General features: G+C 63.3%; 17 protein-coding genes and 1 pseudogene. 8 read left to right on the forward strand and 10 right to left on the reverse strand.

Features of this window, described 5'->3' with window-relative positions:
• Positions 1 to 74 precede the first annotated feature (74 nt).
• From SS05631_RS15420 to SS05631_RS15430, 3 genes and pseudogenes are all read right to left on the reverse strand, one after another.
• A pseudogene (locus SS05631_RS15420) lies at positions 75 to 1,362 on the reverse strand (Do family serine endopeptidase).
• Between the two features lie 240 nt (positions 1,363 to 1,602).
• Entirely contained in the window at positions 1,603 to 3,231 is a 1,629-nt protein-coding gene (gene groL / locus SS05631_RS15425) for a chaperonin GroEL (protein WP_037420280.1), read from the reverse strand.
• A gap of 29 nt (positions 3,232 to 3,260) precedes the next feature.
• Positions 3,261 to 3,575 carry a co-chaperone GroES gene (locus SS05631_RS15430; protein WP_037420378.1) on the reverse strand — a complete coding sequence of 105 codons (315 nt, stop codon included), beginning with the start codon at positions 3,573 to 3,575 and terminating at the stop codon, positions 3,261 to 3,263.
• Positions 3,576 to 3,911: 336 nt separating this feature from the next.
• On the opposite strand from SS05631_RS15430, the gene SS05631_RS15435 reads away from it, so the two are divergent.
• Both SS05631_RS15435 and SS05631_RS15440 read left to right on the forward strand, forming a co-directional pair.
• Positions 3,912 to 4,373 carry an Hsp20 family protein gene (locus tag SS05631_RS15435; protein WP_037420281.1) on the forward strand — a complete coding sequence of 154 codons (462 nt, stop codon included), beginning with the start codon at positions 3,912 to 3,914 and terminating at the stop codon, positions 4,371 to 4,373.
• A 97-nt stretch (positions 4,374 to 4,470) separates the two neighbouring features.
• Positions 4,471 to 4,980, forward strand: a complete 510-nt coding sequence (locus SS05631_RS15440; RefSeq protein ID WP_037420283.1) for an Hsp20/alpha crystallin family protein — start codon at positions 4,471 to 4,473, stop codon at positions 4,978 to 4,980.
• A 701-nt stretch (positions 4,981 to 5,681) separates the two neighbouring features.
• On the opposite strand, the gene SS05631_RS15450 is transcribed toward SS05631_RS15440, so the two are convergent.
• The 4 genes from SS05631_RS15450 to SS05631_RS15465 form a co-directional block, all read right to left on the reverse strand.
• On the reverse strand, positions 5,682 to 6,077 hold the full coding sequence (locus tag SS05631_RS15450; RefSeq protein WP_083854104.1) for a DUF982 domain-containing protein: 396 nt from the start codon (positions 6,075 to 6,077) through the stop codon (positions 5,682 to 5,684).
• A 699-nt stretch (positions 6,078 to 6,776) separates the two neighbouring features.
• Positions 6,777 to 6,944: a hypothetical protein gene (locus tag SS05631_RS15455; protein WP_083854105.1), complete on the reverse strand. Its 168-nt coding sequence runs from the start codon at positions 6,942 to 6,944 to the stop codon at positions 6,777 to 6,779.
• Positions 6,945 to 7,224: 280 nt separating this feature from the next.
• Positions 7,225 to 7,905, reverse strand: coding sequence for a peroxiredoxin-like family protein (locus SS05631_RS15460; protein ID WP_037420287.1), 681 nt, complete (start codon positions 7,903 to 7,905; stop codon positions 7,225 to 7,227).
• 90 nt (positions 7,906 to 7,995) lie between these two features.
• Entirely contained in the window at positions 7,996 to 11,256 is a 3,261-nt protein-coding gene (locus SS05631_RS15465) for an adenylate/guanylate cyclase domain-containing protein (RefSeq protein WP_037420290.1), read from the reverse strand.
• A 315-nt stretch (positions 11,257 to 11,571) separates the two neighbouring features.
• Here SS05631_RS15465 and ilvD point away from each other — a divergent pair, with 315 nt between their 5' ends.
• Together ilvD and SS05631_RS15475 are read left to right on the forward strand one after the other, a co-directional pair.
• Positions 11,572 to 13,410, forward strand: coding sequence for a dihydroxy-acid dehydratase (ilvD, locus tag SS05631_RS15470; RefSeq protein ID WP_037420381.1), 1,839 nt, complete (start codon positions 11,572 to 11,574; stop codon positions 13,408 to 13,410).
• A 111-nt stretch (positions 13,411 to 13,521) separates the two neighbouring features.
• Positions 13,522 to 14,097, forward strand: coding sequence for a nucleoside 2-deoxyribosyltransferase (locus SS05631_RS15475; RefSeq protein ID WP_037420293.1), 576 nt, complete (start codon positions 13,522 to 13,524; stop codon positions 14,095 to 14,097).
• 3 nt (positions 14,098 to 14,100) lie between these two features.
• On the opposite strand, the gene SS05631_RS15480 is transcribed toward SS05631_RS15475, so the two are convergent.
• Positions 14,101 to 14,505, reverse strand: a complete 405-nt coding sequence (locus tag SS05631_RS15480) for a GFA family protein (protein ID WP_037420295.1) — start codon at positions 14,503 to 14,505, stop codon at positions 14,101 to 14,103.
• A gap of 93 nt (positions 14,506 to 14,598) precedes the next feature.
• Here SS05631_RS15480 and SS05631_RS15485 point away from each other — a divergent pair, with 93 nt between their 5' ends.
• The gene (locus SS05631_RS15485) at positions 14,599 to 15,060 is read left to right on the forward strand and encodes a MarR family transcriptional regulator (RefSeq protein ID WP_037420299.1); all 462 of its coding nucleotides are present in this window, start codon (positions 14,599 to 14,601) and stop codon (positions 15,058 to 15,060) included.
• On the opposite strand, the gene SS05631_RS15490 is transcribed toward SS05631_RS15485, so the two are convergent.
• The gene (locus tag SS05631_RS15490) at positions 15,061 to 15,531 is read right to left on the reverse strand and encodes a MarR family transcriptional regulator (protein WP_037420301.1); all 471 of its coding nucleotides are present in this window, start codon (positions 15,529 to 15,531) and stop codon (positions 15,061 to 15,063) included. It lies immediately after the preceding gene.
• A gap of 259 nt (positions 15,532 to 15,790) precedes the next feature.
• On the opposite strand from SS05631_RS15490, the gene SS05631_RS15495 reads away from it, so the two are divergent.
• Positions 15,791 to 16,264, forward strand: coding sequence for a DUF1579 domain-containing protein (locus SS05631_RS15495; RefSeq protein WP_037420303.1), 474 nt, complete (start codon positions 15,791 to 15,793; stop codon positions 16,262 to 16,264).
• A 56-nt stretch (positions 16,265 to 16,320) separates the two neighbouring features.
• Positions 16,321 to 17,085 carry a VOC family protein gene (locus SS05631_RS15500; protein ID WP_037420305.1) on the forward strand — a complete coding sequence of 255 codons (765 nt, stop codon included), beginning with the start codon at positions 16,321 to 16,323 and terminating at the stop codon, positions 17,083 to 17,085.
• Positions 17,086 to 17,132: 47 nt separating this feature from the next.
• Here SS05631_RS15500 and SS05631_RS15505 read toward each other — a convergent pair whose 3' ends face one another.
• Positions 17,133 to 18,086, reverse strand: a complete 954-nt coding sequence (locus SS05631_RS15505) for a LysR family transcriptional regulator (RefSeq protein ID WP_037420307.1) — start codon at positions 18,084 to 18,086, stop codon at positions 17,133 to 17,135.
• A gap of 108 nt (positions 18,087 to 18,194) precedes the next feature.
• Here SS05631_RS15505 and SS05631_RS15510 point away from each other — a divergent pair, with 108 nt between their 5' ends.
• A complete protein-coding gene (locus SS05631_RS15510; RefSeq protein WP_037420310.1) occupies positions 18,195 to 19,229 on the forward strand; it encodes an aldo/keto reductase in 1,035 nt (344 codons plus the stop codon).
• The last annotated feature ends 109 nt before the right edge of the window (positions 19,230 to 19,338 follow it).

Raw genomic sequence — 19,338 nt, forward strand, 5'->3', positions numbered from 1 at the left:
GTCATGCCGTCGCGGCTCAGCGCTCCTCATCTCGTTCCCCTTCAACGTTCGACATTCACGCGCGCGGCGGCCGCTTAACCGATCACCAGGAACAGTTTTGAGCCGCCGCGAAACAGATCGAGCGCAATCGCGCCGCCGGCGTCCTTCAACGCCGCGGCGAGCTCCGCCACGGTGGCGACGGGCTTTCGATTAACGGCAACGATCACGTCGCCGGCGCGCAAACCCGATCGCCCCGCTGCGCTTCCTCCTTCAATGCTGGAGACAACCACATTACCAGCCGCATCCTCGAACTGCGCGCCCTGCAGGGGAGGGGGCGTTGCATCGGCCTCAGCATTTGCCTCGGCCGGCTCAATGCGCATTGTCACCCTTTTTGCGAGCCCGATCGCGCAGATATTCGATCTCGACCTGTGATCCGACCTGAGCCAAACCGATCCGATTGCGGAGATCTGCCGAGCCGGTGATTTTGCGATTGTTGACGGCGATGATGACATCGCCAGCTTGAAGCCCGGCACTCGCTGCCGGCGAATTCTGCTCAATGCTTCCGACAACGGCGCCGGAAGTCTCCTCTATGCTGAGCGCCTCGGCTAGGTCCGGCGTGAGGTCCTGAATGGAAACGCCGATCCGGCCGCGCCGCACTTCGCCATGCTCGATCAGTTGCTGCATCACGGCGGAGGCCATCGCGATCGGAACCGCAAAGCCGATGCCGACGTTGCCGCCGGCCGGCGCGATGATGGCGGTGTTGACGCCGACCAGCCGACCATCGGCAGTCACCAGTGCCCCTCCCGAATTGCCGGGATTAATCGAGGCGTCGGTCTGGATGAAATCCTCATAACCCTCGACATTGATGCCGCCACGCCCAAGAGCGCTGACAATGCCGGAGGTTGCGGTCTGACCCAGTCCGAACGGGTTGCCGATCGCGACAACGGAGTCGCCGACCCGGAGAGCATTGGAATCGCCCAAGGGCAGCGCCGTCAGCTTTTCAGCCTCGATCTTCAGCAAAGCAATATCGGTTGCCTGATCGCTGCCCACCAGTTCAGCGGTGAAGCGACGGCGGTCCTTCAGCGTCACCGCAATCTCGCCGGCGTCGGCGACGACGTGGTGGTTGGTGAGGATATAGCCATTTTCGGCGTCAACGATGACGCCGGAACCGGCGCTCAGCCGCTGCTGCTGCTCAGGCAGGTTGAAATAGCGGCGGAAAAACGGATCATTATACAGAGGGTTGGTTTCGGCAGGTGTGCGAGACCTCACAGCAATGTTGACGACCGCCGGCGTGATCTCTTCCAGGACGTCAGCGAGCGACCGTTGAGTGCTTGATGAAAGGGCGGCCTGCGGCTGCGCCGCCGGCAGCGGCCCAGAAACCATAACGAGAACGAGTGCGGCGAATACGCCAACAAATTTCGACGAACGCGTGGTCGTTTTTGGCCCCGATTTTGTTAGATCCTCCTTCGGAGCGGGCTGACGGGCCTCGGGTCCGGCCTCCTTGGAGCCGATCTCGGGCTCCTGCCGCCCTGCTGCAAACCGATGTTCGAACGCTTCACCCATCGAGGGGCAAGCCATGGTTCGATGGGTCCGCGCCCCTGAGGCGCGAACCCATCGCTTCCGTCAGAAGTCCATACCTCCAGGCGGCATCGGCGGAACCGGCGCCTCCTTCTTCGGCTTCTCGGCGACCATTGCCTCGGTGGTAATCAGCAGCCCGGCGACCGAAGCGGCGTCCTGCAGCGCGGTTCGAACGACTTTGACCGGATCGATCACACCCTGCTCGTAAAGGTCACCGAACTCGTTGGTCTGGGCGTTCCAGCCATAGCCAAATTCGGATTTCTCGCGCAGCTTGCCGACGATTATCGAGCCTTCCGCACCCGCGTTCTCGGCGATCTGGCGCACCGGCGCTTCGATCGCACGGCGCACGATCTCGATGCCATGCCTCTGATCGGCGTTCTCGGTCTGAACGCCGTCCAGGGCCTTGACGGCTCGCAGCAAAGCGACGCCACCGCCGGGCAGCACGCCCTCCTCGACAGCCGCCCGCGTTGCATGCATTGCGTCATCGACGCGGTCCTTGCGTTCCTTGACTTCGACCTCGGTCGAGCCCCCCACGCGGATCACGGCAACACCGCCGGCGAGCTTGGCGAGACGCTCCTGCAGCTTCTCGCGATCATAGTCCGAGGTGGTCTCCTCGATCTGCGCCTTGAACTGGGCGACGCGACCCTGGATCTCCGTCTTCGAACCAGCGCCGTCGACGATGGTCGTGTTTTCCTTCTCGACAACCACCTTCTTGGCGCGGCCGAGCATTTCGAGCGTGACGTTCTCGAGCTTGATGCCGAGATCCTCGGAGATCGCAGTACCGCCGGTCAGAATGGCGATGTCCTCGAGCATGGCCTTGCGGCGGTCGCCAAAACCAGGCGCTTTCACTGCAGCGACCTTCAGGCCGCCACGCAGCTTGTTGACGACGAGCGTGGCGAGCGCTTCACCCTCGACGTCCTCGGCGATAATCAGCAGCGGTTTGCCGGATTGAACGACAGATTCGAGAACCGGAAGCAGCGCCTGCAGATTGGACAGCTTCTTCTCGTGGATGAGCACATAGGGCTCCTCCAGCTCGACGCGCATCTTTTCGGGATTGGTCACGAAATAGGGCGAGAGGTAACCGCGGTCGAACTGCATGCCCTCCACGACTTCGAGCTCCGTGACCGCGGTCTTGGCTTCTTCGACCGTGATCACTCCTTCGTTGCCGACCTTTTCCATCGCTTCTGCGAGGAAGCGGCCAATCTCCGTGTCGCCATTGGCCGAGATGGTGCCGACCTGGGCGATCTCATCGTTTCTGGTGACTTTGCGGGCATTGCTGCGCAGCTCCTCGACCACAGCCTCCACCGCCTTGTCGACGCCACGCTTGAGGTCCATCGGGTTCATTCCCGAGGCCACGGCTTTCGCTCCCTCCTTGACGATCGCCTGGGCGAGAACCGTTGCCGTGGTGGTGCCGTCGCCGGCGATGTCACTGGTCTTTGATGCCACTTCGCGCACCATCTGGGCGCCCATGTTCTCGAACTTGTCCTCAAGCTCGATCTCCTTGGCGACGGTGACGCCGTCCTTGGTGATCCGTGGAGCGCCGAACGATTTGTCGAGCACCACATTGCGACCCTTCGGGCCCAACGTCACCTTCACCGCATTGGCGAGAATGTCGACGCCGCGAAGCATCTTCTCGCGGGCTTCCGTATGGAATCTCACTTCCTTGGCAGCCATTTTTTCTACTCCTCCAATTGGCCCGGCTCTCAGGCGGCCTTCTTCGCCGAGGCTTCGTTCTCGATCACGCCCATGACGTCGGATTCCTTCATGATCAGAAGCTCCTCACCATTGAGCTTGATTTCTGTACCGGACCATTTACCGAACAGGATGCGATCGCCGGCTTTGACGTCGAGCTCGACGAGCTTGCCGCTGTCATCGCGTGCGCCCGGGCCGACGGCGATGACCTCGCCTTCCTGCGGCTTTTCCTTCGCCGTATCGGGGATGATGATGCCGCCGGCCGTCTTTTCCTCGGCTACAATGCGGCGGACCAGGATGCGGTCATGCAGGGGACGGAACGTCATGTCGCTCACCTCGTGGACAAACAGATTTCTTAGAAGCTCCTCCGCGCCGCATCCGGCTCGAATCCGACGCGGGACGCACGATGTTTGGCATCGCGCCAATCGATCTGGTTTCTGATTTTTCGAGTTTCAAGAGGGCGGCGCAATTTTTTAGCACTCGATCCATGTGAGTGCTAATCCCATGAATTTATAGCTTCATTTCCCGCCACCCCCCTTGACGTAACGCGGTGGGCTCCCCAACTCATTTCTGCCGACGCGCTATTGGGGTCGGCCTGGTCAGGGAGCGCCGAGCTTCTTGGCGCTTCCTCGTATCTATGTTGCTCTACGGAGGATGTAGCTATGAGAACAAGCCTCGACTTTACCCCCTTCTACAGGTCGAGCATCGGCTTCGATCGCATGTTCGATCTGCTGGAAAACGCCAGTCTGAACGCTGAAAACTGGCCGCCCTACAACATCGTGAAACTTGGCGAAGATTCCTACCGAATCGAAATCGCGGTAGCGGGATTTGCCGAAGACGACCTGACGATCACCCATGAGGCGAACATGCTCATGGTCAACGGCGCCAAGTCCAAGGATGAGGAGGCACAGTACCTCCATCAGGGGCTCGCCGTACGGCCGTTCGCGCGTAAATTCGAACTCGCCGATCATGTCTTTGTCGAGGGCGCAAAGCTCGAAAACGGGTTGCTTGTCATTAATCTCAGGAGGGAGATCCCTGAGGAGATGAAGCCACATCGGATCACCATCCAAACCGAAGTGACCAAGCCCGCTTCGAAGCAGATCGAAGGCGACAAGGCAGCCTAAACCGGCGCGCGCCGCTCGAGCCTCGGCTGTTTTCGAAGGCGAGGGCCGGGAGAGAGCGCAAAAAAGGAGTGAACGAAACCGAAGAAAGGATGAAGCCATGAATGTACGTGACCTGATCCCCTGGGATCGTAGCAGCAGCCAGGTTCCAAGCGCCTTTCGCGGCGATGACCTAGATCCGTTCCTTTCGCTGCACCGCAATGTAAACCGGCTGTTTGACGACGTCTTCCGCGGTTTTGGCCAGCCCTCGTTGTTCGGTGCTGCGACGTCCTTCAATGGCTCGTGGCCGACAGTGGAGATCGAGGAGAACGACAACGAGATCCGCGTGACAGCGGAGGTGCCGGGGATTGATCCAGACGATGTCGAGGTGCTGCTGGACGATGGTGTGCTAACGCTTCGCGGCGAGAAGAAATCGGAAACGGAGGACAATGGCCGCCGGTTCACAGAGCGCTACTACGGGCGCTTCGAACGGCGGCTGGCTCTTGGTGGCCAGGTCGATGAGAATAAGGTCGCCGCAACGTTCAGGAACGGCCTGCTCTCGGTGACACTGCCTAAGACCGTGAAGGCGCGAGCCAACGTCAAGCGGATCAGCATCGATAAAGCCAAATAGTACCGTCGCCGCCGGCCGGGTCGATTGCCCGGCCGGCTATTCTGGTGACGACAACCTATCTCATGACGGGACGCCGTTCTCGACAGGAAAGCTCTCGTAGCGATGATCGGAAATTCGCGGAGCAGATCGGCGACAGCCAGCATCCGGCGGCTGAGGACCGGCTACAACCAAACAGTGACCCTGTAGCACGCATCTTTCGTCCGTCACGTTCCGTGAAGACGTCAGCGCGCCTCTCAAGGCGACCTTGGCCGCTGGTGTTCGAACGGAAAGACCCGCCGGTCATCGACTATCTCATCGGCTATACCGGAGGGAGTGACACGCTGTCTCAGGTCGAACTTCCCATCCCGCGAGGCCGCCATTGTCTATGCGGAAAGACAGAAACTTAACTACATCGTCGTGGACGACAGGAGCCGCTAGTTTGAGGGGAGCAGTAACCGGCTGTGGCCGAAGCGCCGTACCTTTCAGTAGCGGCGCGTGTCGCGAATTGCAGCAGGGCGAGACGATCAACCAGAGCCCGACCCACGAATGAAGCTTGTTGACGCTGTTCCGCGTGCTGCGCACGCTGCGTAAGACGATCTTGGGCAAATTAATCTTCAAGACGGACTTGATTACTCGTTTGGACGGACGTGAACTTCCGGACATTCCCGGGAGCGAGGCGAGACGGTAGTCGCGGGGTTAGGCAATCCTTACGACAGGGCCATTCAGAACTTGGTGACGGGTCGCATGGGTTGCTGCTCGATAGGTCGGGGCCTGGAAGCGTGCCCCGACTCCAGCCTTTTGGCAAGCGAGTGTTGACCGCCAGCACCGGGTTTCGCGCCGAACATTGCATCCGCGCTCGCTGCCATGCCCGCATCTCGGCAGGCGTCAATGAACGCTTCGCGCGCGATGGCCACTGGAGTCATTCGGTTCAGAGCACGGCGGCACGTTTGAACGGCTCGACTGTATTTTCCACCTCGATGGAGGGCCAGGTCCTCTTCGAGAAAATCAAGCGCATCGTTGACGCAGGCGAAGACCTGCGGGGTCCCGTCCTTTTTGCGAACGATGACGGGCGTCATCCAAACCAGTTCCGGGTTAAGCATGATGTCCTCCTTTCGCATTCACACCGGATGAAAAAGAAGTGCAGAAAATATCGGCGCCAACAGATCGGATTTCAAGGCTTCTAACGCTTTCCCGAGTTGACCAACCATCCGAGCAGCTGGCTCGCCATCTGGTCCCCTCGAAACATTTCGGCTGCCTTTTTCCATAGGGCTTTACAGTCGGAGCGCGATCAGTTTGTGGAGCGTCCTTCGGGATTATTTCTCGCGGACACATTAGCTTTGTGTTCGATGGGCGCAGACGGAGTCTGGCTCCGTCGAGGTGGGATATGGACTGTCCGAACCGTGGGGTTTCGCTCGACGGGCTTGGGCGCAATCCTCACGTTTCGGCAGCGATTCCCGAGAGGCGGTGGCCTGCTCGGGCCTTTTTCGTGCCCGAGCTTTGCCCAAGTTGCGCTGTTCTCCTACGAGGATGCTTCGCGATTCTTTACGAGGCTCGATCGAGAAAAGTCGACCTTTTGCAGCCGAACAGCATTGTTGACATCGTAAGGGTCACAATCCTTTCACGCCCGCCTTCTCTTGCGACCGATTGCAGCCGATCAGCGCTTGTTGCAGCCGCTGTCACGAGATCGTCACGGTCCTCGGGTAGGAAAGATGCACCTCGCCGTTGACCACGGATGGACTGGCAAAGGCGAGAGGTGATGAGGAAGGTCGGGCGAGCCCGGCCTTTTCTGTTGCAACCGGTTCTGCCATCGGCGGGGGCTAAAGCCTGACGATATCGTCGACCCAATATTCCACTTGATAGCGAACGGAATTGGCCTGCTGCTTTGCTTCGCGCCAGGCCGCGCGGCCGTATCGCCCCTCGCAGGCGATCCGGTCGATCGCCCAGAAACCAGCCAACGCAACAATGAACAGTAGCAAGCCGCGCATATAGACATCTTGTCGATGAATTCTTTAGAAAGCGCTAACGTTCCAACTTGCATTCAAACGGATCGTATCGGCGCATCGATCTTCCCTGTCGCGGCAATCGATCGCGAATTCGGTTGCTCGTCATGCACTTGTCACGAACAGCGTCTAGGAAGAACCCACCTCGCCATTGACCACGGATGGACTGGCAAAGGCGGAAGGTGATGAGGAAGGTCGGGTTTACCCCGGCCTTTTTGTTTGTCCGGAGCGGTTCCGAAGGGCGGGCCGGCACCGCCGCTCACCCTCAATGGAGGACCTGCGATGCAGCCGACATCACCTCGTCCGGCGAAGGAGAACGGAACATGTTGCGGCCGTCCGGCGAAGCTTCGGTGAAGGACCACCGCACGACGCCGTCGCGGTCGAGCAGGAACTCACCGACGAGCTGCGCCATGGCGGCCGCCTCCATCCGCTTGTCGTCCTCGGTCATCTCATAGCCGTCGGCTTTCTGGAGATAGGCTGACGCGGCGACAGGATTCATCGGTTCCGGCAGTTCGCCGGGCATGTCGAGGCGCATCGACATCACCGTCTGCATGCCCAATTTATGCGGCCAATCGTCCTCATCCTCGGTGAATTCGAGATTCGGCAGGCCGAAGGCTCGGTGCGAAAGCCGCTGGGGATCCGACGCGGCAAGCAAATTCGGCAGGGGATGGTAGCGGAAATAGAGCCGGGCCCGCTCGATCGGCGTGTTGACGACCGTCAGGGTCTCTACCCCCTTTTCGTTGAGGGCGGCCTTGAGCTGCGCCATGGTGGCGATCTGCCGGCGGCAGAACGGGCATTGCAGGCCCCGGAACAGTCCCACCAGAACGGGTTTGCGCCCCCGAAAATCATCAATGGCGATCTTGCCCTCCTGGGTGATCGCGTCGAGCACCACGTTCGGCGCCCGGTCGCCCGGCTGCAACGGCCCGGAACTGGTATACTCCGCCATGGCTGTTCTCCTCCCTGCATGCCGTGCAGCGCAGGCCTCTCGAGGCGTGCGGCGCTGCCTCTTTCCGGGCCATTGCCGAGTGAAGGCTGCTCAGTCGAGGAAAGGCAGTATCACCAGGGCTTCCGGATCGAGATCGTGACTTTCGCAGATTTCTTGCGCCAAACGGAAATGACGTTCGGCCTCGGCGAGCTCGCCTTCATCCAGGCAAAGTGTCGCCAAGCCATCATAGCACGGAAACAGCACCTGCGCTTCGTCCGTTTCACCGGCAAGATCGAGCGCTTCGCCGTAGAGCCTGCGAGCCTCTGCTGGCCTGCCGTGGCACTGGAATATCTGCCCCAGCACCAGCAGCGAGACCGGCAGATGATCGCGCTGGTCGAGCGCCCGGTCGATCTCGATCGCCTTTTGCGCCGCCGGCACCCCTTCGGCCGCGCAGCGGTCGGTAAAGGTGCAATGGGCGACTGCAAGATTGGCAAGGAGCCGCGCCTGGAAGCCGAGGTCGCCGATGCGGCGGGCCATGTCGAGGCCGCGCCGGCAGACGTCGATGGCGAGCTTCGGATCGACGATCGTATAGAGCACGCCGAGATTGGTATAGCCGCGGCAGGCCGCGTGCATCAGGGCCGCCGCTTCGGCCACCTTGACGCTCGTCTCCACCGCCTCGATCGCCTCTCGCGTGCGACCGCGCCGCGCGAGGGCCACCGCCTTTGTATTCAACGCCTCGGCGGTGACGAGGGCTACCTCGCGCCTCGATTCGGCACCCATGGCGGGACCAAGCGCCTTGACCCTCTCCAAGGCTTCGTCCGCCCATTCTGACGCGCCGAGATAGTCGCCCATGCGAAAAGCCAGATGACCCCGCTCCTGCAGCAGCGACGCGCTTTCGATCGGTGCCTCGGCGCGCTCGAGCAGGCCGGCCGCTTCCGTGAAGCGCGCCTGCGCCCGATCGCGCTTGCCGGCCTCCCAGAGAAGATGGCCGAGCTTGCGGAGGATCCGCGCAGAGGCTACCGCATCCGCCGCGACGGGACGGGCATCGAGCAGTGCACGATAGTGCTCCTCCGCCTGGGCGCGCTCGCCGAGGGGGACCAGCAGATCGGCGAGCCGCTCGCCAGCGGCGAACCAGTCCGGCTCCTCTTCGCCAAGCGTGGCCAGCGCGGCCATCGCCTGCCGATAGAAGCGGATCGCGTCTTCGTTGGCATAAAGCTGGCTTGCGCGGTCTCCGGCCGCCATCAGGTAGCGAGCCCCCTTGGCCCGGTCGACCGACTGACCGTAGTGATGCCCGAGGACGGCCAGATCCTCGAAACGCTCGGGGCTCTCCCCATGGCGGCGCTCCAGGGCATGGGCGATCGCCGCGTGAATCTCCGTTCGCCGCTTGACGAGGAGATTGTTGTAGACCACTTCGTGCAGCAAGGACTGCACGAAGCGAAAGCTTTGCGATGCCGGCGTCCCGCCCCCGGCACTCTCCTCGATGATTTCGGCGTCGCACAGCAACTCCAGGCCCGTCGCGACGTCGCCGGATTGCGGGGAGATGGCGGCGAGCAGCTCCGCGTCGAAGCGCGGGCCGATGACGGCGGCGCCATGGACGAGGCGGCGCACCTCCGGCGGCAGGCGGTCGATGCGCGCCAGCAGCATCGCCTCGATGCCAGCGGGAATGTCGACGCTTGCTTCGCCCGCGGCCACCTGCCACCGGGATCCGTCGCGCCGGAGGGTTCCAAGTTCGATGAGGCCGCGGACGATTTCCTCGATGAACAGCGGGTTGCCGCCGGCGCGCGCAAGAATTTGCCAGCGCAGGCCTTGAGGCAGGCAATTCTCTCCGAAGAACCCCGCAAGGAGCCGCTGTCCGTCGGCGGGAGAGAGCGATCCGAGACGCAATGCGGTTACGCTTGTGCGCCCCGGAGCCAAGCGCTCCGGGCCGGAATCGGGCCGCTGCGTGGTGATCAGCATCAAGGGGCGGCGATCGAGCCGGTCGAGCACGAAGCGCAACGCCTCTAGCGAAGCGGCATCCGCCCAATGCAGGTCCTCAAGCACGATGAGCAAAGGCGTCCGTTCGAGCCGCCGCTCGAACATGGTGCGGATGACCGAGAGGAGCTGGCGCCGGACCTGGTCGGGAGGAACGTGCTGCAGGGCGCCGTCCCGGTCCCCCATTCCGAGAATATGGAAGAGAAGCGGCATCGCCTCACTGAGTTCATCGGCGGTGAAGCCGATTTCGGCGAGACCGGAAGCCAGCCGCTCCTGCATTTCCTCCGCCGTGCCGCCGGCCGGTATGCCGTAGGCGCTGCCGAGCACGGCGGCGAGCATCCCGTAGGACGGCTCGCCGAGCGGAGAACAGGCCGCGCGCCTGACGACCACCTGCGCAAAACGCGGGTCCTCGCCGATGGCGGCCAGGAAGTCGCCCACCAGACGCGACTTGCCAATGCCGGCTTCGCCGGTCAGGCGGACGACTTGCGCGGTACCGGCGCAGGCGAGCGCCAGGCAGTCGCGCATCCGGCCGATCTCCGCATTGCGTCCGATGAGCGGAGCGCTGAGACCGAGGGCGTCGAGACCCCTGGCCGGGCGCGGCGCCGCGAGCGCGCCGGTCAGGCGATGCACCTGAAGGCTGCCGGTTTTGCCGCGCAGCGCGACGGCGCCGAGCGTCTCATAGGCGAAGGCGTGCCGGGTAAGCCTGTGCGTCACCGGCCCGACCAGGATTTCGTCCGGCCCCGCCATCGTCTGCAGCCGCTGCGCCGTGTTCACCGTGTCGCCGGTGACCGAATAGGATTTCGCGTCGCGCGCCCCGAAGCCGCCGGTGACGACCGGGCCGGTGTTGACGCCGATATGCAGGCTGAGCGGCAGGCCGATGCGCCCATGCCAGCGCTCGCTCACCTGCGCGGTCCGCTCGAGCATTTCCAATGCGGCCCGAAGGGCCCTCTCCGGATCATCCTCATGCGCCACCGGGGCGCCGAAGAGGGCAAGCAGCGCATCGCCGATGAACTTGTCGACGAAGCCGCCGAACGTCTCGACGGCACTCGTCAGCGCCTCGAAGAGCTCGTTCTGCAGCGCCTGCAGAACTTCCGGATCGATCTGCTCGCTGAGACCGGTGAAACCGCAGAGATCGGCGAACAGGACCGTGACGGTACGCCGGTCGGCGCCGATATCCGGTGAGGGTGCTGCAGGCGCCTGCGCGACGCCTACCGCCGGCGGCTTTGGAGCCGGTCTGACATCCGCCGGCGCTCCGAGCCGGGTGCCGCAGCGCGGGCAGAAGGCGAAATGCGGCGCGCAGAGATAGCCGCAAGCAGAGCACGAACTCTGCTGCTTGGCGCCGCATTTCGGGCAGAACGCGAAGCCGCTCTCTATCTCGCTACCGCATTCATGGCAGTTCATCGCCGACGAACCTCGATACCCACCCGCCGCGAGACGTCCGCGGCACAGGTCGGAATGCCGAAAACAATGGACTTGTTGACGTGGCTTGGCAAGCAATGCGCCTTGCAGGCGGAGGTGAAGCGGCAGGTCGGCAACCCTCAAGGAAACGCCGCCTCGAATGTGCGACGAATGACCGGCGCTGCGCGGGGCTCATGCGGCGGAAATAATCTGACGCGAAAGATGACGCGCGCGCAAATTTGCGCTAGTACGCCTGCAAGGCGCTCCATCATCGCCATTATATTCGCGTATCGATATTCGTCCGTGAAGGAACACGTCATGCCTGCCTATCGCTCCCGCACCACCACCCACGGCCGCAACATGGCCGGCGCTCGCGGCCTCTGGCGCGCGACGGGCATGAAGGACAGCGACTTCGGCAAGCCGATTATTGCGGTGGTGAACTCCTTCACCCAGTTTGTGCCCGGCCACGTGCATCTGAAGGATCTCGGGCAGCTCGTCGCCCGTGAGATCGAGGCGGCCGGCGGCGTCGCCAAGGAATTCAACACGATCGCGGTCGATGACGGCATCGCCATGGGCCATGACGGCATGCTCTATTCGCTGCCGTCGCGCGAGATCATCGCCGACAGCGTCGAATACATGGTCAACGCCCATTGCGCCGACGCCATGGTCTGCATCTCCAACTGCGACAAGATCACGCCCGGCATGCTGATGGCAGCCTTGCGCCTCAACATTCCGGCCGTCTTCGTCTCCGGCGGGCCGATGGAAGCCGGCAAGGTCGTGCTGCACGGCAAGAAGCACGCGCTCGACCTCGTCGACGCCATGGTCGCTGCCGCCGACGACAGCGTCTCCGACGAGGACGTCAAGGCCATCGAGCGTTCCGCCTGTCCAACCTGCGGCTCCTGCTCCGGCATGTTCACCGCCAACTCGATGAACTGTCTGACCGAAGCGCTCGGCCTGTCGCTGCCCGGCAACGGCTCGACGCTCGCGACCCATGCCGACCGCAAGCGCCTTTTCGTCGAGGCCGGTCATCTCGTCGTCGACCTGGCGCGCCGCTATTACGAGCAGGAGGACGAGCGCGTGCTGCCGCGCTCGGTCGCCAGCAAGAAGGCCTTCGAAAACGCCATGGCGCTCGACATCGCCATGGGCGGCTCGACCAACACCGTGCTGCACATCCTCGCCGCCGCCCACGAGGGCGAGGTCGACTTCACCATGGGCGACATCGACCGGCTGTCGCGCAAGGTTCCCTGCCTGTCGAAGGTCGCGCCGGCGAAGAGCGACGTCCACATGGAAGACGTGCACCGCGCCGGCGGCATCATGTCGATCCTCGGCGAACTGGAAAAAGGCGGCCTCATCAACCGCGATTGCCCGACCGTGCACAGCGAGACGATCGGCGACGCGATCGATCGCTGGGACATTACCCGCACATCGAGCGAGACTGTCCGCAACTTCTTCCGCGCCGCTCCGGGCGGCATCCCGACGCAGGTTGCCTTCAGCCAGGAGGCGCGCTGGGACGACCTCGACACCGACCGGGAAAAGGGCGTCATCCGTTCGGTCGAACATCCCTTCTCCAAGGACGGCGGCCTCGCGGTCTTGAAGGGCAACATCGCGCTTGACGGCTGCATCGTGAAGACGGCCGGCGTTGACGAGAGCATCCTCAAATTCTCCGGCCCGGCCCGCGTCTTCGAGAGCCAGGATGCCTCCGTCAAGGCGATCCTCGGCAACGAGATCAAGGCCGGCGACGTGGTCGTCATCCGCTACGAGGGGCCGAAGGGCGGCCCCGGCATGCAGGAGATGCTCTATCCGACGAGCTATCTGAAGTCGAAGGGCCTCGGCAAGGCCTGCGCGCTGATCACCGACGGCCGCTTCTCCGGCGGCACCTCCGGGCTGTCGATCGGCCATGTCTCGCCCGAGGCGGCCAATGGCGGCACGATCGGGCTCGTCCGCGAGGGCGACATGATCGATATCGACATCCCGAACCGCACCATCAGCCTGAGGGTGGACGAAGCCGAGCTTGCCAGGCGCCGCGCCGAGCAGGACGCAAAAGGCTGGAAGCCGGCCGAGCCGCGCAAGCGCAAGGTGACGACTGCGCTCAAGGCCTATGCCGCCTTCGCGACCTCCGCCGACCGCGGCGCGGTGCGGGATCTCGGCGACCGCTAAGCCAAACCGCGTCAGCTCAAAGTGGTGCCCCGGACCGGCTGAGCGTCATCCGCTCCGGAGCCTCGATTGCAACACTGATCGAACCATGTTGTCTGTGCAGGGGCTGAAATCATGGCGAAGAAGGTCTATTTGGCCGGACCTGAAGTCTTCCTTCCGAACGCGCGCCAAATGCTCGACCGCAAGGCGTCTCTGACGCGTGCCGCCGGACTGATACCGCTTTCGCCGGGTGACCTTGAAATCCCTCCGACCAATTCAAAACGGGAACGGGCGGCAGCGATCAGCGCCGTGGATGAACGGATGATGCTCGAAGCAGACGCGATCATCGCCAATCTGACGCCCTTTCGCGGGATTGCCGCCGATACCGGCACCACCTTCGAGCTTGGTTTCATGTGCGCGCTCGGCAAGCCGGTCTTCGCCTATACGAATGTGGCGCGCGACCACGCCGCCCGTGTTGTCGAACACTTCAAGGGAGCTGTGCAGCCGGATCCCGCCGGTCAATTGCGCGATCCGGGCGGGCTGTCGGTCGAGGATTTCGGCCTGATTGACAACCTCATGCTGCATGCGGGCATCGAGCGCCGCGGCGGCGTCGTCATTGTCGGCGACGCCCGGCCCGATGCGATCTACACCGATCTCGCCGCTTTCGAGACATGTCTCGACGCCGCAGTCAGCAAGCTCAGCTGTCGCTGATGTTCAAAGGTGCCGCGTCTCGGCCGGCACATTCCACCAGTTGTCGTGCAGCCCGTCCATATACTGGATCGGCAGGGCGGCAAGCACCGCCGGATCGATATCGTCGAGGCAGGCAACGTTGATGGAGACGAAGGCGCCGCCGAGCTCTTCGACATTTCCCGTGCCGTAGGGCGACACGCCGCAAGTCGGGCAGAAGCGATGATGGCCGCTCATCGTGTTGAACTGATAGTCGCCACTGCTTGCTTCTTCGCAGAGCAGCCGGAAGTCCTCCGGCTTCACCAGCGTGCCCCAATAGCGCGTCTTCGAGCAATAGGAGCAATTGCACCGGCTGGTGCCGGCCTCGAGATCGGCATCGACTTCATACCGGATACGTCCGCAGTGGCAGCTGCCCTTGTAGGTCATCTTCATCCCGTTCCTCCCGGCGCTCTCTTGCCAATCATCAACCGATATGACAACTTATTGTCAAAATACATCTACCGAAAATGACAATATATTGTCAACATGATTCAGCCCTCACGGACTCCCTCCGGCGACGCCTTCGCCGAGTTCGCCATCTCGGTCCTGCGCCTTGCCGGACACTTGACCTCGGAAGGAGATAGGCTGGCGCAGCCATCCGGCCAGACCAGCGCCCGCTGGCAGGTCTTGGCTGCGGCAAGGCATTCGACGTTGTCGGTGGCAGAGGCGGCCCGCGCCCTCGGACTGGCGCGGCAGGGCGTGCAACGCATCGCCGATATTCTCGAAGCCGAGGGCCTATTGGCCTACCGGCAGAATCCGGCACATCAGCGCGCCAAGCTGATGACGCTCACGCCCGGCGGGGAAGCGGCGCTCGCAGAGATCACGGCAAGGCAGGCCGTCTGGGCGAACGCGCTTGGCGCTGAAATCGGAGAGGAGAGGCTGCGGCGGGCGACGGCGCTGATCGCCGAACTCGCCGCGCTGCTCGGAGAGCGTCGCGCGCCGACCTGATCACGCGCCGCATATCGCCGGCGTTTCCGTGAGAGCGAGGAGGTCGGTCCGCAGCCGGTCGGGACCTGCGTCGCCGAGTTGCGCATCGACCGCAGCATGCGTGCGCTGCCAGATCGGGACGGCTTCCGCCAGCAGCCGCTCTCCCGCTTCCGTCAATCGCAGGCGGCGCAGCCGTCTGTCATCGGGATCGACGAAGGTCTCGACGAGACCGCGGCGCTCGAGCGGTTTCAGCGCTGCCGTCAGCGTCGTGCGGTCGATCGCCAGAAGCGACGCGACCGCGCTCATGCTTGGCGATTCCGGCCTGTTGAGCGACATCATCAGCGAGAACTGCCCATTGGTGATGTCGAGCGGCCTCAGCGCCTCGTCGAAACGGCGGGCGAGCGCCCGGGCGGCACGCTGGACATGCAGGCACAGACAGCTGTCCCTGACGACGATCGTGGTCGAGAAGGGGATGAGCGGCAGCTTTGACATGCTCGACTAATGTTGATATCAACCTAAATAGTCAAGCAAAAATGGCGATGCATCCACCGTTCGACGTTCTCACCCATGAGAATTCGAGCACGGAATTCGTTCGCCACTGCGACCTGTATGACGATTGACTGTGACCGCACGCCCCCTGCCGCGGTCGAATGGACTTAGCGGCCGTCGGCCCTATCTGACGCTCTGTGCCGCGTAGCATCGAGGCGCGGCAGACCACGGCGATGCAATCGAAAAAACCAAGGAGGAGAACGTGAAAGCAGAGCCTCAGGAAGAACACCGATGGCTGGAACAGCTGCTTGGTGAATGGACGGTCACGTCGGAAGAGTCGATGGGAAGCGGCGGGTCGAGTGAGCCATGGGTCGAGAATGTCCGTTCGATGCAGGGACTCTGGGTCGTTTGCGAAGGGCAAGGCACCATGCCCGACGGAAGTTCCGGCCAGACCCTGATGACGCTGGGCTTCAATCCGCTGACCGGCCGCTATCTCGGCACGTGGGTCGGCTCGATGATGACGCATATGTGGGTCTATGACGGCGAGATCGAAGACGACGGCAAGACGCTCGCTCTGAATTGCGAGGGCCCGGACTTTGAGAACCCAGGCAAGTCCGCCAGATACCAGGACAGAATAACGCTGATCGACGCCAACCGCAGGGTGCTGACGGCCCGCGTCCAGGCGGCAGACGGAGACTGGAAGGAACTGATGAGGGCGGAGTATCGCCGCCGATAGCTGGAGCCATGGCGATCGCTGCGTCGCCTGCATAGACCCAAACCGGAGGATCGACAATGCACGGGAAATTCATCTGGTACGAGCTGATGACGACGGACACGAAGGCCGCGGAAGCCTTCTATAAGAGCGTTGTCGGCTGGTCCGCCCGCGACGCGGGGATGCCGGACATGAACTACACGCTTTTTTCCAAGGGCGAGCACCAGATCGCCGGCCTGATGACCATGCCCGACGGTGCGCTCGAGATGAAGGTGCCGCCGGCCTGGCTCGGCTATGTGGCAGTCGATGATGTCGACGCGACCGCCGACAAGCTCGCCGCCGCCGGCGGTGCCGTCCACCGCGCGCCGGACGACATTCCCGGCGTCGGCCGCTTCGCGATCGTCACCGATCCGCATGGCGCTGCCTTCGCGCTGTTCAAGGGCGATGGCGAACCGCCGCCGGCCATGGACCAGATGGGAGCCGGCAACGTCGGCTGGCATGAATTGATGGCGGGCGACCTCGACACCGCCTTCGACTTCTATTCGAAGCTGTTCGGCTGGACGAAGGACCAGGCGATGGACATGGGCGAAATGGGCGTCTACCAGATCTTCGCCTTCAACGGCCGGCCGATCGGCGGCATGATGACCAAGCCGAAGGAAATCCCCGCGCCACCCTACTGGCTCTATTATTTCAACGTCGAGGCGCTCGATGCGGCGATCGATCGGGTCACGTCCGGCGGCGGCAAGATCATTCAGGATCCGATGGAGGTGCCCGGCGGCGCCTGGATCGTGCAGGGCGCCGACCCGCAGGGCGCAGTTTTCGCGCTTGTCGCACCGAAGCGCTGACGCAAGCGCCAATCAAGAAATGGCTCGCGGTCCCCGCGGGCCTTCTTCTATCCCGACACACCCAACCGCTGCCGATCGAGCTCGTCGGGCAGCATCGGCGTCACGCGGGCATGGCTCGCAAGAAAGTCGAGAACCGCACGCACACGGGAGGGGAGAGCCCCGCCCTGCCCCAGGAAAACCGCATGGATCTCTTCGAGATCGCCCGGGTTCAAGTCCTCGAGCACCGGCAGCAGCCGGCCGGCACGCATGTCTTCGCGCACGGTGAACTCGGCAAGCCGGGCCAGCCCGGCGCCGGCAAGGGCGAGGTGCCGCAAGCCCTCGCCGTCGCTGACCTGCACCGCTCCCGAAGCGGGCAGCACGATCGTCTCGCCTGCCTGCCGGAGAGGCCAGCCGTCGACCGCGCGGGCATAGCAGAAGCCGAGCCGGTCATGGGCCCGCAGTTCGTCCAGACTTGAGGGCATGCCGTTGCGCGCGAGATAGGACGGGGCTGAAACGATCACCATCCGCGTCGCGCCGAGCTTGCGGGCGATCAGTGTCGAGCTCTTGAGCGGCCCCGCCCGGACCGCCACATCGGCGCGCGCCTCCATCAGGTCGACCACCGCATCGGTCTGAACGATATCGAGGGTGACCGCCGGAAATCGCTCGCGGAACTTTGGCACCAGCGGCATCAGGACATGCGTGCCGAACGAGGCGTTGACGTTCAGCCGCACCCTGCCGGTCGGGCTTTCGCCGGCCGAAGCGCAGCGTTCCGCCTCGTCGATGTCGGAAAGTATCCGCGTCGTGCGCTCGTAGAAGGCATGGCCTTCCGGCGTAAGCTGGAGCTTACGCGTCGAACGGTTGACGAGCCGGACTCCGAGCCTTTCTTCGAGGCGCAGCACGAGCTTACTGACGGCGGACGGCGTCATGCGGAAGTGGCGGGCGGCGGAGGAGAAACCGCCGAGCTCCACCGCTTTCGCGAAGACTTCCATCTCACCCGAGCGGTTGACCGAGGGTCGTGACATGTGAACTCAACTCACAGATAATGTTCCCGTTGCCAGTCTATATCCAAAACGCCGTCCGCTCCATCTTTCTCCTCGCATGGGTGACATGAGCACTAAGGAGTTCTTGGAATGGAGTATCGACGGCTTGGTTCGTCCGGCCTGAAGGTGCCGGCGCTCAGCTTCGGGGCTGGCACGTTCGGCGGCAAGGGGCCGCTTTTCAGTGCCTGGGGCACCACTGCGGAAGCGGAGGCCCGCCGCTTGGTCGACATCTGCCTCGAGGCGGGCGTCAACCTTTTCGACACGGCGGATGTCTATTCCGATGGCGCTTCCGAGGAAATCCTCGGAGCGGCGATCAAGGGGCGGCGTGACGCCGTGCTCGTCTCGACGAAGATATCGCTGCCGACCGGCGACGGACCGAATGATGCCGGCTCGTCCCGCGCACGCCTCGTCAAAGGCGTCGACGCGGCGCTGAGACGGCTCGGCACCGATTACATCGACCTGATGCAATTGCACGCCTTCGATGCCGGCACGCCGGTCGAAGAAGTGCTGTCGACCCTCGACATGCTCGTGCGCTCCGGCAAGCTGCGCTATGTCGGCGTTTCCAATTTCTCCGGCTGGCAATTGATGAAGTCGCTCGCGGTTGCCGATCGCCACGGCTATCCACGCTACGTCGCCAATCAGGTCTACTACTCTCTCGTCGGGCGGGACTACGAATGGGAGCTGATGCCGCTCGGCCTCGACCAGGGTGTCGGCGCGCTTGTCTGGAGCCCGCTCGGCTGGGGCCGGCTGACCGGCAGGATCCGCCGCGGCGAGCCCTGGCCCGAAGGAAGCAGGCTGCACGACACCGCGGCTTTCGGGCCGCCGGTTGACGACGAAAAGCTGTACGACATCGTCCAGGTGCTAGATCAGATTTCGAAGGAAACCGGTCGAACGGTGCCGCAAATCGCGATCAATTGGCTGCTTCAGCGCCCGACCGTGTCGAGCGTCATCATCGGGGCGCGCAACGAGGAGCAACTCCGCCAGAACCTCGGCGCCGGCGGCTGGTCGCTGGCGGCCGAGCAGATCGCCCGCCTCGATGCGGCGAGCGCGACGACGGCGCCCTATCCTCACTTCCCCTACTACCGGCAGGAGGGCTTCGCGAGGATCAATCCACCGCCCGTCTGATACTGAATCGAGCACATTGACCGGCCCAGGCCAAGTCTCGGTTTCGGCTTGCTTTCTTTCTTTGCATTGCACAAAGTCGTCTCGAATGGCGGGCGACGGACCCGCCATC

This window comes from Sinorhizobium sp. CCBAU 05631, assembly GCF_002288505.1.
In the GTDB taxonomy this organism is placed as follows: domain Bacteria; phylum Pseudomonadota; class Alphaproteobacteria; order Rhizobiales; family Rhizobiaceae; genus Sinorhizobium; species Sinorhizobium fredii_C.